The 14544-nt window shown below is 67.4% G+C and carries 15 protein-coding genes and 1 pseudogene; 10 read left to right on the forward strand and 6 right to left on the reverse strand.

Features of this window, described 5'->3' with window-relative positions; genetic code table 11:
- Positions 1-175 precede the first annotated feature (175 nt).
- Positions 176-3547 (reverse strand): hypothetical protein, encoded by a 3372-nt coding sequence (locus NR792_RS09785; RefSeq protein WP_375759792.1) that lies wholly within the window; start codon positions 3545-3547, stop codon positions 176-178.
- Between the two features lie 83 nt (positions 3548-3630).
- Positions 3631-4350, reverse strand: coding sequence for a response regulator transcription factor (locus NR792_RS09790; RefSeq protein WP_375759793.1), 720 nt, complete (start codon positions 4348-4350; stop codon positions 3631-3633).
- A gap of 259 nt (positions 4351-4609) precedes the next feature.
- Between NR792_RS09790 and NR792_RS09795 the strand changes: the two genes are divergently transcribed.
- From NR792_RS09795 to NR792_RS09830, 8 genes are all read left to right on the forward strand, one after another.
- Positions 4610-5056, forward strand: coding sequence for a hypothetical protein (locus NR792_RS09795; RefSeq protein ID WP_375759794.1), 447 nt, complete (start codon positions 4610-4612; stop codon positions 5054-5056).
- Positions 5057-5215: 159 nt separating this feature from the next.
- The gene (locus NR792_RS09800) at positions 5216-5800 is read left to right on the forward strand and encodes a hypothetical protein (protein ID WP_375759795.1); all 585 of its coding nucleotides are present in this window, start codon (positions 5216-5218) and stop codon (positions 5798-5800) included.
- 194 nt (positions 5801-5994) lie between these two features.
- Positions 5995-6906: a serine protease gene (locus tag NR792_RS09805; protein ID WP_375759796.1), complete on the forward strand. Its 912-nt coding sequence runs from the start codon at positions 5995-5997 to the stop codon at positions 6904-6906.
- 104 nt (positions 6907-7010) lie between these two features.
- On the forward strand, positions 7011-7226 hold the full coding sequence (locus tag NR792_RS09810; protein WP_375759797.1) for a hypothetical protein: 216 nt from the start codon (positions 7011-7013) through the stop codon (positions 7224-7226).
- An 11-nt stretch (positions 7227-7237) separates the two neighbouring features.
- Positions 7238-7648, forward strand: coding sequence for a hypothetical protein (locus tag NR792_RS09815; RefSeq protein ID WP_375759798.1), 411 nt, complete (start codon positions 7238-7240; stop codon positions 7646-7648).
- A gap of 92 nt (positions 7649-7740) precedes the next feature.
- Positions 7741-8385, forward strand: a complete 645-nt coding sequence (locus NR792_RS09820; protein ID WP_375759799.1) for a hypothetical protein — start codon at positions 7741-7743, stop codon at positions 8383-8385.
- A 10-nt stretch (positions 8386-8395) separates the two neighbouring features.
- Positions 8396-8857, forward strand: coding sequence for an SMI1/KNR4 family protein (locus NR792_RS09825; RefSeq protein ID WP_375759800.1), 462 nt, complete (start codon positions 8396-8398; stop codon positions 8855-8857).
- Between the two features lie 13 nt (positions 8858-8870).
- Positions 8871-9236 (forward strand): hypothetical protein, encoded by a 366-nt coding sequence (locus NR792_RS09830; RefSeq protein ID WP_375759801.1) that lies wholly within the window; start codon positions 8871-8873, stop codon positions 9234-9236.
- A gap of 34 nt (positions 9237-9270) precedes the next feature.
- Here NR792_RS09830 and NR792_RS09835 read toward each other — a convergent pair whose 3' ends face one another.
- Positions 9271-10167, reverse strand: a complete 897-nt coding sequence (locus tag NR792_RS09835) for a hypothetical protein (RefSeq protein ID WP_375759802.1) — start codon at positions 10165-10167, stop codon at positions 9271-9273.
- A gap of 126 nt (positions 10168-10293) precedes the next feature.
- Here NR792_RS09835 and NR792_RS09840 point away from each other — a divergent pair.
- Together NR792_RS09840 and NR792_RS09845 are read left to right on the forward strand one after the other, a co-directional pair.
- Positions 10294-10938, forward strand: a pseudogene (locus NR792_RS09840) (tetratricopeptide repeat protein); the annotation flags it as partial.
- A gap of 587 nt (positions 10939-11525) precedes the next feature.
- Positions 11526-12518: a hypothetical protein gene (locus NR792_RS09845; RefSeq protein WP_375759803.1), complete on the forward strand. Its 993-nt coding sequence runs from the start codon at positions 11526-11528 to the stop codon at positions 12516-12518.
- A gap of 105 nt (positions 12519-12623) precedes the next feature.
- Here the strand turns inward: NR792_RS09845 and NR792_RS09850 are convergent, their stop codons facing one another.
- The 3 genes from NR792_RS09850 to NR792_RS09860 all read right to left on the reverse strand — a co-directional run bounded on the left by NR792_RS09850 (position 12624) and on the right by NR792_RS09860 (position 14338).
- Positions 12624-12800, reverse strand: a complete 177-nt coding sequence (locus NR792_RS09850; RefSeq protein WP_375759804.1) for a hypothetical protein — start codon at positions 12798-12800, stop codon at positions 12624-12626.
- A 105-nt stretch (positions 12801-12905) separates the two neighbouring features.
- Complete coding sequence (locus NR792_RS09855) at positions 12906-13406, reverse strand: hypothetical protein (RefSeq protein ID WP_375759805.1); 501 nt, start codon at positions 13404-13406, stop codon at positions 12906-12908.
- 11 nt (positions 13407-13417) lie between these two features.
- Positions 13418-14338 carry a DUF2381 family protein gene (locus NR792_RS09860; RefSeq protein WP_375759806.1) on the reverse strand — a complete coding sequence of 307 codons (921 nt, stop codon included), beginning with the start codon at positions 14336-14338 and terminating at the stop codon, positions 13418-13420.
- Positions 14339-14544 lie beyond the last annotated feature (206 nt).

The following is a 14544-nucleotide window of genomic DNA, read 5'->3' on the forward strand; positions in this document are numbered from 1 at the left end:
GAATGGAAAGCCATAACCAATCGAGGTCTGGGTTTACCAGGGCCTCCGGAAAGCACTTGCCTCAGGCAACCATCGGTTGAATCAACCGGCCCTTCCCGCGTTGTCTGTGCACCAGCCGACATGGAACGCCTCCGTCCAGGGCCTGGTGAGCGGACAGGAGACGCGGGCCCACGCGCTAGGGAACAGGCGGCGGGGCGTAGAGGATTTCTCCCGTCTGGCTCATGACCATCGTGACGCGGTCCCAGGACACGGGATTGAAGAGGATGACCTCCGGGGCGGTCTGCGGCTCCCGCAGGTACCACTGCTCCCGCGTCAGGCTGGCGCGCCCCATGCTCCCCTCCGTGAACGTGTGGGCCTTCACCTGGAGCACGTCCGTCGAAGCGGGCTGCATGAAGATGTACACGAGCGCCGGGTTCTCCGTGTCACTGCGTCGGGCCTGACCGAGGAGCACGTCGCCCAGCAGCGTGTTGGACCGGTTGCGCGTGACGAGCCAGTCCGGCTGATCATGCGAGCTGACGGTCCAGCTGGCCATGAGCATGTCCGGGTCCTTCTTCGACGTCGTCAGGCCCTCGACGTCGGTGGGGAGCTGGCCGTCCACGAACGTGTCTGGAGGTTGAATGGGACCGTAGGGCTGCAAGCCCTTGCCGGCGATCAGCTCCTGGTATTTGGTGGCGGGGGTGAGGTGGACGTAGAAGTCCGTGACGGCGCCGTCAGTGCCCTGGAAGTAGAAGGCGCCCGTCGTCCTGTCCACCAGCACCGAGCCCCCTTCCACGGCCTGGAAGACGCGCAGGTTCTCGGGATTGAGCCCCTCGAGCCCCGCGGCGGCGAGCGAGCCCTCCTTGATCTTCGCCGGCATGACGGAATACGTGCTGGCGAGGAACGTCTGGGGCACCTCCCGCATGCCTTGCGAGCCATCGTAGATGTACCGCGTGCCATTCGGGGCCGTGTAGACGGGACGCCCTCCCAGCCCCGTCTCCATCCGCACCGTCAGGGGATCCACCCCGACGCGGATGAGCTCCTTGCTCTCGTAGACGGCGAGCTTGGGCGGCAGGGCCATGCGCGTGTTCCGGGCGCTGTCCACCGTGCTGGGGCGCTGCATCCACTGGACGTAGTCCTGGGCGACTTCCGGGGGCACCTTCGTCGCGTCTCCTCCCGACGCGGCGACCGCGCTCCGGTAGGCGTCCTCCGGGGACATGCCCTGGCCCAGGTGGTAGCGCTGGTACAGCGCCAACGCCTGCGGCGTGTAGAGCCGCTCGGCGCGGACCACCTGGTTGAGCGCGCGCTCCGCGTCGGTCAGGGTCTCCGGGGCCGTCACCGCGCGGTTGGCGATGTCCGCGACCTGTTCGAACGTGTAGCCGCCGGACTGGAGCTGCCGCAGCGCGGTCAGCGTCGCGTCCGTCACCTCGGCGCCGTCGTCCAGCCGGCTCGCCAGCCGCAGGCCCAGCGGCGACGCGAGCAGCTGCTCCAGCGAGCCGAGCATCCGTGCCGCCTCCGTGGCGGCCGTCGTGCCGCGCATCACGCGCACCGCCTGCGCGATGTCCGCCCCGTCCATCACGATGCCGAACAGGTTGAGTCCCTGCTCCAGCAGGTACTGGAACGCGCTGGGGTCCTCCACGCCGGAGAGCTCTCCGAACCGCGCCAGCCGCTGCGCATCCACGAAGCGCTCGTGGGTGCGGAACATGCCGTAGCCGCCGGCCAGCATCGACGTGCCCGCCATCGACGCGATGAGCAGCGGCGCCGCCGCTCCGCCCGAGGCCACCGTGAGGATGGTCGCGCCCAGCCCCGCCACCGCGCCCGTCAGCCCGATGGCCAGGTCCTGGCGCGCCTGGGTCTGCTGCTGCTCCGCGTACTTGTCGAAGAGCCCACCCGTGAAGATGAGCGCGCGTCCCAACGGACCGGGCTGCCCGTTGGCGCCCCCGGCCTCGCCCGGTGACGTGAGCCGCGAGGCCAGGGCCTCGAAGGCGCGGCTCGCGGACGGCAGGAGGTCCATCGCGGTGGGCGGCGGCACGGCCTTCGCGAGGTTGCGCTGCAACGTCACCACGTCCGCCAATGCACCCTGGAGCAGCGCCCCGTACCCCTGGGTGAGGCCCGCGGTGGTCCCCGCGAAGCCCGGCTGCGAGGTGATCCGCTGGAGCATCTCGGCGCTGGAGGCGGGGCTCGCTTCCGGGGCGAAGGTCGTCGAGCCCAGCTGCACGGACGGGCTGAGCTGTCCGTTGGAGACCGTGAAGCGCGCCGTCATGCCGGGCGCGAGATCCTGGACGAGCCGCGCCGGGTCCACTACGCCCAGGAGCGGGTTCTGCTGGTAGAGCGCCGAGACGCGCGCGGAGGCCTGGTCCTGGTATGCCTGGAAGGTGAGGCCGGAGGCGCGCAGCTCCCCGGCCGTGCTCAACGCCTGCGTGAGGCGCTGGCCCGCTTCCGTGGTGCCGAACGCGGGGGCCGGGCTGACGGCGCCGCGCCCCGAGTACTGGCTCATTGCATCCACGACGGCCTGACGCTGGGAGACAGGGAGGGCCAGCAGCGCCTCGGCCGACACGGGCAGGCCGGTGATGGCTCCATTCGTCAGGCGCGACAGCTGGGGCCCCAGCGCCGCGGGCTGCCCCGTCATGCCGGCGGGCGCGGCCTTCCAGTCCCGCTCCACCCCCTGGCACTGGGTGTTGAGCGCCTGCATCTCCGTGGTCAGCGTCAGGAAGGGATCCGGCTGCTGGAGGATGCCCATCAGCGCCTGGAGCTCGGCGGCGGCCACCGCCAGCGCGCCCCACTGCTCCGGGGTGGCGTTGGGCAACTGCAGCGCCGCGCGGTTCAGGTCCGAGCGCTGCGAGGCGAGCTGCGCCTCCGCGAACTCGCGCACGTACGTGTCAAAGCCCTTCTCCGAAGGGGCATTCACGTAGGCGGACATCGCCACCAGCGCCTCGGACTGCGCCTGCACGGCCTGCGCCTCCAGCACCGCCTGTCCTGCCTGCGCGCGATGGGGACCGGGAGGCAACAGGGCCTGGGCCTGCGCCATCACGCCCGCGAGCGCTCCCGCCTCCGCCGCCAGCGCGGCGGCCGGCGCTCCGGCCAGGTCCGAGGGCACGTTGGAGAGCGTCCCCGATGATTCGGCCAGCGCTTGCTGGCCGGTGGTGATGAGGAAGGCGAGGACCTGGGGGTTTGGCGGCTTGCGGGCCAGCTCCAGCTTCAACTCCTCCCGCACCGAGGCAATGGGCTGCGTCAGGCCCTGGCTCAACGGATCCGTCGCGCCGGGAGCACGCGTCGTGGGCAGCATGCGCGCAAGCTGCTGGAGCGCCTGCGCGCCCCCCATGAGCAGGGAGCCCACGCTGAAGCCCGGGGTGGTGCCCGCACGCGCGTCCTGCTGGGGCGCCGCCGTTCGGGTGGCCGTGTTGACGAAGGTGCTCACCGTGCTCACGACCTGCTGGAGCGCGAGCAGGCCCTTGTCGACCGGGGGTGTGACGACGGGCGGAGGCGGAGGCGGGGCGGCTTGCGTCGCCGCCGGCTGCGGCTTGATGACAACAGGTGCCAGTGGCGTGTTGCCACGGATTGGACCAGCCATGCGTGTTCCCCCTTGCGTGCGCCCGGCAGGTCCGGGCGCGCCCAACACATGCCGATGTCCCGGCATCCCCTGGGAGGAATACATCAGGTGTCGACAGGAAAAAAAGGCCCGGCCCGGTAGTCCCCCGACACAGAGCGACTCATGATGCTGGAAGACGTGCCCCGGAGAGGCGTGCCTCCGCCCTGGCCGCCGAGCAACCTCGCGATGAGGGCCGTGCGGGACTGCACGCCAAAGCGCCGGTAGAGGATCTTCGTGTACTGATTCACGGTGAAGCGGCTGATGCCAAGCCGTGCGGCGATCTGCTTGTCGCTGAGCCCCTGCAGGAGCAGCCCCAGCGTTTCGCGTTCGCGCGGCGTGAGCCGCACGCCCAGGGCCCCCTCTTCCGTGGGCTCCGGCAGGCCGAGCAAGGCCCCGCATTCGGCGTGGAACAGGTGCAACAGCTCGCGGTCCGCTTCATCGAAGGGGCGCTCGCTCCGCCCACGATAGATGCCGATGCCCCGCACCGCTCCCGGCACCTCGGACCACCGGAGCGAATACACCGAGTCGTCGAGATTCGTCGGCCGCAGGTAGTGCTCGACGTAGGGCGCGCCGTACCAGGTCCGATCTCCGACGAGCTCCCGCCGTAGCGCGGTGACGACAGCGCCGGGCACCGGAGTCAGCTCCATCAGCGAGCGGATGCTCGGGTTGCACGCGCTGCCCATGCGCTGGAGCGCCTCGAGCGCGGGCCTCGCCGCGCCGTCCCAGCCCTCCAGGACGACGGCCGTGAAGCCTCCACGACCTTCCGGTCTGAAGTCGCCTTCCAATACGCAGGCTCCCGCATCAGCGCCCAGGAGGCGGCACATGCCGGAGAGCAGATGACGCGGCCTCTCCCCCTCCGGCAGTTCGTGCGCTTCGTTGACCAGACGAAACAGGGCACGGACTTGAGAACTTCGAAGACTGCCAGTGGCCATGGGACCTCCAGGGTCGCTCTCTCAGGGAGCGTGTTCCCTCATTTTAGGGATGGCTGTTTCAGTGGCTCGCACTGACTGTTCGCGCGAAGCACCCCACCCAGGAGTGAAACGCATGACGAGGCGGCTCAAGCAGGCATTTCTCACGATGGCGGTCCTCCTTCCGGTCGCGGCGATGGCTCGCTCCGTGCCCGCGAGCGCCGGAAGGCCCGTCCTCTGGAGCGACGGCCCCTGTTTCCAGATGTCATACAGCACCATGACCAATATCTGCTCGACCCGGAGGAGCTACGAGATTCCCCTGACGGCCGACAGTGCCGGTAACAAGACGGTGGTCGTCACTGCTTTTGGCTCGACGTCGTCGAGGAACGTTGGCTGCATGGCGGTGGGGATGAACCGCGAGGCCACCGTCGTCTGGGGAGGTTCTCGCAGGTGGCTCCCCGCCTTCGGCACGCCGCAGCTCATCACGCTGACCGGCGCCTACATTCCCAACAGTGGCTACCTGTACGCCAATTGCCTCGTCGACCCGGGCGGCCAGGTCAACGCCGTTGACTACAATCCATAGCAGAAGCCGGATGAAACCATGATTCTCGGGGCGGGGTGCCCGCGTATTCGTGGGCGCCCCGGTTCATGCGGCATGACAAGAAATCAGGGATGGGTTTGCGCGGTCCTGTTCGTGGGGCTGCTTGCCTACGGCGTGTTTCGGCTCGCTGTCGCAAGCGACGTGAATACATGGGAGCCCGGTGCGCGCGACGCCCCCGAGTTGCAGCGGCTGAAGGCGCAGGTTCGCGAGCTCGAGGCCTCGGTCGCCCACTCCGAGCGACTGGCGCGTGAGGCCCAGGTGGCGGTCCGGGCCGCGGGCCCGCGCGTGGACATACCCCTGGCTCCAGAGCTGTCCTCCGTGGCCATGAGCCCACCCGACGCGGGCCTCTCCACGGAAGGCATGGCGGCGGTCCACCAGGAGCCGACGCCGGACGAGGCCGTCGCACGGATGGACGCGCGCTTCTTCGGTGAAGGCGTGGACACCGCCTGGAGCCCTGCCGCCACACGGCGCGCGGAGCGGCTCGGTGCGGTGCTGCCTCAGGGCGCGCGCATCGTGTCCCTGGAGTGCCGCAGCTCCATGTGCCGGCTCCAGATGTCCCATCCGAGCCAGGACGCCTTCCGGAAGTTCCTTCGCGAAGGCCTGATGGATGACGCGGAAGCGTGGGATGGGCCGTTCATGGCCGCGCTCACGGGCACTCCGGGACGGTCGGGAGAAGTCGAGGCGGTGGCCTACCTTGCACGGGAGGGAGTGGACCTGGCGCCTTGAACGATTCGGGGGTCGGCCTGCCCTTCCCCACCGCCCGACGCGCTTTCCCAGACGGCTGACGCGTCATGCCCCTTCGTTGACATGTCACACCGCGACGAAGACGACGTGCCGTCACACGACAGCCAGGGCACATGAGCGCGGCATGTCGATTGCTGTCTTACTCCGCACTTGAGCCAGGAGGATGCATGCGCTTCATGAGCGGAGTCGTCGTCGCGGTCGGTCTTCTCGGGTGCGGGGGTTCGGAGCCCGGACAGGACCCGTTCGAACCAGTGGGTCACACGGAACAGCAGATCGTGGGGGGCATCGAGGCCCGGCCGAACTCCATCCCCTGGATTGTCAGCCTGAAGCAGGACGGCAGCCATTTCTGCGGGGGCAGCCTGGTGCGGGTGAGCAACAAGGAGGAGAGCGACATCGTCCTCACCGCGGCCCATTGCGTCTATGACGGTCTCTCCAACGCCACGGCATCCGCTGGGGCGCATGACCTGAACCGCCCCACGTCCACGCAAGAGACAGTCGGGGTGACGAGGGCCGTCTACCACCCCCAATACAACCCGGACACGACGCTGAACGACATCGCCGTCCTCAAACTCGACAAGCCCATCAAGTTCGACACGGCCGTCACCGGGGCTTGCGGCCAGTCCTCGGGCATGCGCCCCAACCTGGTTCCGCGGCTCGCGGGCGGCAACACGCGCGTCCCGGTCTGCCTTCCAGCCTCCGGGGAGCGCGTCGCTGAAAACACGATGGCGACGGTCGCGGGCTGGGGCCTGACCCGCGAGGGTGGCTACGACACGTCCAGCATCCTGCTGCAGGTGGGAGTCCCCGTCCTCGGGCATCAGGAGGTCGCCAACAGCTACAGGTCCCAGGGAATCGTCATCGACGAAAACGCCATGTTCGGCGCCGGGTATCAACAGGGAGGCAAGGACGCATGCCAGGGCGACAGCGGCGGGCCGCTCGTCGTCCAAGGCGCTCAGGGCTACGTGCTCCAGGGCATCGTGAGCTTCGGCGTGGGCTGCGCGCGGGCAGGACTGCCCGGCATCTACACGCGGGTCTCCCACTACATCCCGTGGATCCACACGCAGATCCGCAGCCTCAGCGCCGTCAGGTAGGGCGTGCAACAGGAACGGTCGCCCCCATCAGGGGAGGTACAGCTCCACCGTTGGTGCCGAGCCTCCCACGACGAGGACCTTCGGGTTGGGATGGTGAGGCGCTGGTGGCGCAGTTCCTCGGCGACGGCTACAACGTCAGCAAGGCCCTCCGGCAAGGCAAGTCGTGGGAGCAGATGAATCCGGAGCAGCAGGCGGAGTTCATCGAGCTGGCCTTCGGCCAGGGCTGCTTCGAGACGCCTCCGGCGCCGTTCGAACTCGACGGCAAGGACTCCACCGAGCAGTTCGAGGCCGCGAAGAAGTCCCTCCGCGCCGGCCAGTGAGCACCGTGACCATGCGCCTTCACAGAATCCTGCCGCTCGCGCTCGTTGTCCTCCAGGTGTCGCTCCTCGCCGCCTGCCAGCCGCCGCTGGAGGTGACGCTCGCCTCCAGCAACGAGCGCCTGCCGGGTCCCGCCTTCCTCGTCGACGAACCGTCACAGGACGGGGGCCCGCCGCGGTACGACGTCATCCGCGTGCTGGCCGAAGACGGGACGCAGGTGTGGCACGTCCGAGCCCTCTCCTTCGGCGGGACGCGCGGACGCCGCGTTGTCTACGGCGAGGCGCCGGAGGGCTTCGAGACGGTACAGCCCCCACTGCCCTTGGAGGACGGGCGGCTCTACAGCATCGGCGTCTCCGGCGAGGCCTCCGGTGCGCTGCGCTTCGTCGTAGGCCAGGACGGCGGCGTGCGTCCGGAGAATGAGTAGCGCGCCTGGGTCATCCCGCGCGTCCTACCCAACAGACCACACTCGCTCCTGTGACTTAACTTTCTCGTTTTGCCGTGCTGGCATGTTGAACCATGTCAGCCGTCCTCACCCTCCACCGCGCCGCAAGTGTCACCGCCCTCCTCGCCCTCGTCGGGTGCGGTTCGGCCACCGTCGGCGGCGGTGGCAGCCCTGCGCGCGCGAAGTGGGTTGGCCCGGTCTTCACCACGCCGGACGGAGGCCAGCTCCGGACGACCATCTACTACGGGCCCTGGCAGTGCAGCGCCGCGTTCATTGCCCGCTGCGAGTCGAAGTGCGCGGCGCAGGGCTACCCGCTCATGGGCTGCATATGGCTGGCCGACATCAAGGGCGACTGGCAGGGCCGCTTCCTCCTCATGCCCGCGGAGGCAGGCGGCCGCATGGCCATCACCCACTGCTGCTGCGACTACCCGAAGATCAGCAACACGCAACGCCTTCGAGACCAGTGGTCCAACGCCAGGGACCGGTTTCGCGACGAGTGGGCCTCCGAGTTCGGCGCGTGGCCCACAACGAGCGCAGGTAAGAACTTCCCCGGGCACCACATCTTCGACCTGGGCCACGGCGGCCCTCCAGTGGCTCCGGGCAACATCCTCCCCGTCCCGGCCGACATTCACCAGACGTTCAACGACGAGTACCCCGCCTGCTACGCGCCTGGCGGAAAGTGGCTGACGCCCGGGCCCGCGCGTCCGTACGTAGACTGAGGACGCGCTCATGCTCATGGACAACCTGTTGGCCGAGTTCCTCCGGCACCACCATCCGAATCCTCCTGCGAGCGCCCAGCAGATCGCCGCCTTCGAGGCGCGCGTGGGATGGCAGTTGGATGCGGAGATGCGCGCCTTCTACCTGCGCTCCAACGGAGGGGGGCTCTTCTCGCTGATGCCGAACCCGAAGTACGGCATCCTGCCGCTGGACGGGATTCAGCGGGCTCGTGTCGCCATCCGGGGCCGAGACCAGGGGAGCGCGGGTCCAGCCTCCCACTTCACACTGGTGGACATGCAGGACACCGACTTCGTCATCGTGGACGTGGCCAGGCGCGAGAACGACAGCTACCCGCTGCTTGACGCCTTCCATGAGACGTACCCGGACGAGACGCCACGCATCGCGTCGAGCTTCGGGGAGTTCCTAGAGAAGGCCCTTCGAAGTCGGGGCCGAACCTTCTGGTTAAGCGAGTGAGCACTGGTCGCGCATGGCGCGCATCCCTCATGCGTGCGATGTCCGCGCCGTGCCGACCCACGACAAGACGAAGACGCCGCTGGAGCGGCGCCGAGTACCCGCCGGCACCACCGTGCGCATCGACAGGCTGCGCCTCTTTCGCGAGGCGTGGGCGCAGGCGGAGTCCTTGACGGCCCAGCCCCTCCGCGCGGGCATCCCCTGCGCCCGCCCGTCCTGCGCGCTCGAGCTGCTGGTGCCGCATCCGGAGGCAGCCGCCCAGATCCTGGCCGGAGGCTGCCGCGTCTACCGCTGCGCAACCCGCGATGCCTGGCTGGATGCAGCCGGCGCCATCACCCATCAGGACGCGCTGACCGGGCACGAGGTGCAAGGGGCAACGTGACGACGAAACGCATCGTCACGTGAGCATTGCCAACTTACGACATCTCGAATTCTGACAGCGTACAGCTCATGAAGTCGACCAGCCCTATCTTTCGCAAGAACTCACATCGACGCAACTGATTCCCATCGTTCGTTACAAGAATATCGGAATACGCAGCAGCACTCGCGACAGCCAAGTCATACTGGGTGCCCTTGCCCTTGTCACCAGCCTTCGTGCGCCATGTGCCCAAAACGTCTTCATGGCTCTTGTCATATGCCATCTCGGCAGTTGAATCTGGGCGGTCAATGCAATTTGCCAACATGGTTCTCCACTCCAGATTGGCCATGAGGTGCGTCGCCTTGAATCGCGTCGGATTTCCGGTAATCGCCCTGACGCTCAACCCCCCTCGAGACAGTTTCGCCACTTCACAAAACAGCACATAATCAGGCGGAACACTGTCAGCGCGCTCAATCGCCTGGACGACAAGATCCGATCGCTGTTCGATGCCGCTTAAAGACAGCTTCCGAGGAAGCGATAAATCACGATCCAGAAGACTACTCTTCTTATCTTGAAGCCAGCCATGCGCAAATGGAGAAAGAACTGCCTCGCTGTGCAGTTCAGACAGTCCCGCCGCAACAAACGACTCCCAGCCTCGCGAATACACCAATGGAGTCAACACGTCGCCTTCGACCTCGGCCTCCATCAACTCCATATGGTCATAGGAAGGGCATGCGCGACGACCAAGGAGCTGGAACAGCAGCTGAAGTCGCCTTATCATCCCAAAACTATACTCGACACGCGAAATGGCAGTAATCTCGAAGAGAACGATCCGAGAGACAAGGACTACTACACGACGTTTCCGCGCAGTAGCAGCGAAGGAGGCAACGGATTCATCAGCCTCAAGCACGCGGCTCAAAGCCGATGTGTCGAGGGATAGAAATGCGTCGCGCATCGCAGCTTCTCCTTCTGAGGAGACCATAGCGGCCGAGAAAACCACCTCCAAGAAAGAGGACGATGCACAGCGGCCCATCCTCAATGCCAAGGACGGGCCGCAGCACTACAGGCCGAACGTGTACCGGATGCCCGGCGCCTGCTCGCGGAGTTCTACGCGCGCACGCCGGAGGACCTGGACGCGCGGCTGGAGCTGGCCGCGCTGCACTGCAGGGCCGGCGCCCGCGAGGCCCTGGCGGACCTGCTGGTGGAGCTGCGGCCACGCCGCTCCGGAGACGCCCGCCGTCAGGCCCGCCGCGAGTTGGCGGAGCTGTGCCTCTCCCTGGGCCGCGCGAGCGCTGCGGCGGATTCGCTGCGCAGCCTGCTGGAGGAGGAGTCGCAGTACGCGTGGGCGGCGCAGGCGCTGCTGGAGCTCTTGCCCCGGCCCGGCACGGGCACCTCGGAGAAGGAGGCCGAGGCGCGCGCCCCGGGACGCGCACGGGCTCGGGGCGGATCGTCCAGCTCGGCCTGGAACTCACCGCGGTGGAGTCGCGCCGGCCCTCCGCGTGGGGCGCGTATCCGTGCCCGTCATCGTCGCGGCGAAGGCGGGCACGTGCACGGCGGAGGGGTGCAGCGGCGGCTCCTCAAGGGCGAGTTCGTGGAGTACTCGGCGGCTACCGGCACGCTGAACCTGGAGTGCGGTGCAGCCCAGGGCCAGCGGCCCCACCGATGGAGGGCGGGGCGCGGACGCCTTCACCCGGCACCCCATTCGCCATTGATGCACGTCGCGTAGCAATGCCCATTTGACACGCACGCGTTGCCCGCGAAGGGGCCTCCGATGCAACGCCCATTGACCTTGGCCGAGCAGCTGACGCCCGAGTAGTAGCCCTGGCCATCCCCATAAAGCACTCCCTGAAACTCACACTGCTGGCAGGCAGTCGATGCGCCATCACAATTCACGTAGCCCGTAGCGCCATCCACTGCGGAGCAGACATTGCCCGTGCAGGTCAAGGTCGTGATGGGACCGCAGACGGCCGAGCAGGTGCTGAGCTGGGACACCGTCCGCGCATCGGCCTCGGGGCCCGCCGAGATGTCGAGGGCCGGGCCACCGCAACCCAGCAGGGAAAGGCCGACAACCACTACTGCCGCAAGTGAGCGCGTCACGGGCAACTCCTCGTAGTCCTTCGAGTGAGGTTCAAATCCTACCGCCAGGGAAAGGATTTACTGCGCGCATCAGTCGAGCAGTGCGACTGGCAGACACTTCCTCCGGGGAGCCGGTGCGGTCGCAAGGGACACAGTGGAGTTGGCACGACCCAGGAGGAAAGACATTGGCACCACCCATAGAGTCCCCATTCCTCACGCTTCCCCCTGGAGGTTTCCATGCTGTTCCTTCGTCTGGCGGCCCTGTGCGTTGGCTTGGCGCTCGCCGTCACTCCCCTTCCCAGCAGTGCCCAGACGCCGCTTGTCGTCACCAGCGTGTCCGTCGACCTTGAGCAGAAGACGCTCACCATCTTCGGCCAGGACTTCGGGAGCGCAGCGCCCGCGGTCAGCCTCGCGGGCTTCGGCCTCATCATCAGCAGCCATAGCCAAACTGCTGTCGTGGCGTTCCTACCAGAACCCGTTGCCGTCTTTCCCGGCACCTATCTTCTGACGGTAACGGCGCAGGCGACGGACGCCACCGGGTACGACCGCTTCAACGTCAGTATCGGCACGGGAGGCCCCGCTGGCCCGAAGGGCGACGTCGGACCGGCAGGCCCGCCCGGGCAGGCTGGTGCGCGCGGCGTGGAGGGTCCGCCCGGTGAAGCAGGCGCTACTGGCCCGACCGGTCCCCAGGGGCCCCAGGGTGACACGGGTCCCCAAGGGCCTGCAGGAGCGCGAGGTGCGGACGGCCTCCCCGGGGCAGCCGGCCCGACCGGTCCCCAGGGACTGAAGGGCGATACCGGCCCCCAAGGGCCCAGGGGTGACGTCGGGCCCCAAGGGCCTCCGGGACAAGCGGCGGAATCACTGGGACGCGGGGCCTCTGTCAAATCATTCTTTGGCAAGATTTATGGAATGAATGAACTCATCTCCCCGAGCCTAACGCCGCCTTACGTCGTTCCGGCGGGAAAGACACTCATTATTACCGACATCGTTTCGCCTGCCTCCGACGTCGACAGCGTCTATCTTGCCAGCTTCAACAACTCATCACCAAGCACTCCTTTTCGTCGGGCACATGTTCGCAGTTGCCTAGCCAGCCTAAACCATCCTTGGAATTGCTCGACCACATTTCAGTCGGGAATCCGGTTCAATGCAGGGGAAGCGGTCATTGTTTACTCTCGGGACACCTCCGAGTCGGCACAGTCAAGTGTCACGCTGAGCGGTTACGAGTTTTGAGACTCACCTCCTCGTGACGCCAAGCGCCTCCGGTTGATTTCGGCAGCGACTGGCGAACGCCTATCTTGAAAAGCGGCGAGCGCAGCCGTTCGCGGCCAACCCTACCTACCTTCCCCGGACAAACGTGTAGGTCATGCCACCAGGGGCCATCTCCTCGCGAATCACCTTCCGGACGGCATCGGCGAGGCGCCGGCCCAGGCGCTCCGCCTCCACGCGTCCACCCTCTCCTGACGCGCTCACCTTGGAGGAGCCGTCCGCGTTGACGGTGATGGGAATCAGCACGTCCCCTCCCCCAACCCATTATTGGGGACGATGCGGCCGGAGCTGGAGGAACCCCGCGGCCTTGAGACGCCCTGCCAAGACACGAGCTACAGGGGTTTCGAGGCTCTACCGGAACTCGTTCACGATGTAGACGCCCGCACGGGGTGAACCGAGCACGGCGGTTCCAGGCTTGGACTCCGGCAGCTTCCGGAGTTGTCCGAGCCCGAGCCTCGCGACCGCGCAGATGGGAACCGGATCCCCTCCATCCAGGGGTTGGGCCGCGTAGTACCGGATCACAGCCTGCGGCCCGTCCGCCCAGACGCGGCCGTAGAGCCGGGCCGGTGCGTCAATCGGCCCCAGGTTGTCTTCGAGGACGCTTTCGATGGGGCCAGCGTACAGAGTGATGGGATAGGCGCGGGACTGGTTCGCGTCGAGCTGAACCCAGGCGGAGTCCCCCACGAACAGCCGCAGGTACTTCATCGCCTTGCGTGCTTCTTCGGGACATTCCTCCGGTCCCGGCGTTCCGTCGGAGCGCAAGGCCACCCTGCCCGTCGCCGTGCCCGGACAGCCAGGTGCCGTCATGAGCAGGACCGCGCAGCCCAGGAGCTTGAACGTGCGGGATGCCATGCGTCGCGCTCTTATCGCGCCAGGAGCGCTGGATCTAGCTGGACGAACGCCTGCCTCAAGCCGTCCTGGCGGTAGATCTCAAGGAACAGGCTGGTCAACACGCCTTCCTCCATGAAGGCACTGCGGTCCACGACGGCGGCCACCACGCCGGAGCTTCCGACCGTGATTTCGCGCGTCGTGACGCGAATCGCGACGGCTCGCGCATGACCGCCATCCTTGGTCACCAGCCGCGCCGACTTCAGGCTCCAGGGCTTTTGAGAGTGGGTGTTCTTGACCTTGAAGACGACCGCGACCTTTCCCTTGCCCTGGAACACCTGGGCATCCACTTCGCTGTCGTCATCCTTGCCGGAAAAGCGGTCCGCGAGCTTGAACGGGGTCTGCGCGATGGACTCCGAAGCCAGCAGCGCCGCGAGCGCATGGTCCTCCGAGGTCTCTTCCTTGCGGTAGCGCTCGTTCTCCTCGGTCAGGGCGACGTTCTCCTTGACCGCTCGGAGCAGCGCCGCGTGCATGCCCGCGTAGCTCTCTGGATCCTTGAACACGTTGACCTGCTGGTCCGCACCGTCCGATTGCCTCCAGCCCGGGGGGCGCAGGAGGAACGCCACCTCCGTCCCATCCACCAGCGTCACGCTCAGGGGAATGCCTTCGTCGTCGGCGAGGTCATGCATGGGCTCCAGGACGACCTTGTTGCGGACCACCGCCAATGGTTCGAGGCGCCCCTCCCACCCGAGCAACTTCGTCTTGCTGGCATCCACGGCCTTCTCGAACCGCAGCGTCGTGACCACCTGCCCCCGCACATAGACGCGGTGGGTGGCATCACCCGGATGCTCTGAGAGCATCAGGGGCCGGATGACCGGTTCGCGGTCACGGGCCACGGCAGCGGAGGCCACGAACAGGCAGAGCAGCGCGGTCCGGAAAGGTGGGCATGTTCGCATCGCCTGGGCAACCTAACAAGGCAGGTTCTCCATGGACAACCACCGAGGGCGGCTCGGCTCAAGAAGCGGGGGACTCTCACCGGGGATGCACGCTGTGCAGCCGGGCACTCCCCCCTGTGTAGCGGGCTGCACACCCGGTGGGGGCGCGGGGCGGCGGCCGGGCCCATCCCCTCGGAAGGAGGGGGGCTTCCCGGCTGGCCCTGTTG

This window comes from Corallococcus exercitus (genome assembly GCF_042231735.1).
In the GTDB taxonomy this organism is placed as follows: Bacteria; Myxococcota; Myxococcia; order Myxococcales; family Myxococcaceae; genus Corallococcus; species Corallococcus exercitus_B.

Bases quoted from the DNA above. Each gene is read 5' to 3' on its own strand.
- NR792_RS09820 (WP_375759799.1), top strand. From the start codon at position 7,741: ATGTCAGCCGTCCTCACCCTCCACCGCGCCGCAAGTGTCACCGCCCTC.
- NR792_RS09805 (WP_375759796.1), top strand. From the start codon at position 5,995: ATGAGCGGAGTCGTCGTCGCGGTCGGTCTTCTCGGGTGCGGGGGTTCG.
- NR792_RS09830 (WP_375759801.1), top strand. From the start codon at position 8,871: ATGGCGCGCATCCCTCATGCGTGCGATGTCCGCGCCGTGCCGACCCAC.
- NR792_RS09825 (WP_375759800.1), top strand. From the start codon at position 8,396: ATGCTCATGGACAACCTGTTGGCCGAGTTCCTCCGGCACCACCATCCG.
- NR792_RS09855 (WP_375759805.1), bottom strand. From the start codon at position 13,406: ATGGCATCCCGCACGTTCAAGCTCCTGGGCTGCGCGGTCCTGCTCATG.
- NR792_RS09815 (WP_375759798.1), top strand. From the start codon at position 7,238: ATGCGCCTTCACAGAATCCTGCCGCTCGCGCTCGTTGTCCTCCAGGTG.
- NR792_RS09860 (WP_375759806.1), bottom strand. From the start codon at position 14,338: ATGCGAACATGCCCACCTTTCCGGACCGCGCTGCTCTGCCTGTTCGTG.
- NR792_RS09785 (WP_375759792.1), bottom strand. From the start codon at position 3,547: ATGGCTGGTCCAATCCGTGGCAACACGCCACTGGCACCTGTTGTCATC.
- NR792_RS09795 (WP_375759794.1), top strand. From the start codon at position 4,610: ATGACGAGGCGGCTCAAGCAGGCATTTCTCACGATGGCGGTCCTCCTT.
- NR792_RS09835 (WP_375759802.1), bottom strand. From the start codon at position 10,167: ATGCGCGACGCATTTCTATCCCTCGACACATCGGCTTTGAGCCGCGTG.
- NR792_RS09845 (WP_375759803.1), top strand. From the start codon at position 11,526: ATGCTGTTCCTTCGTCTGGCGGCCCTGTGCGTTGGCTTGGCGCTCGCC.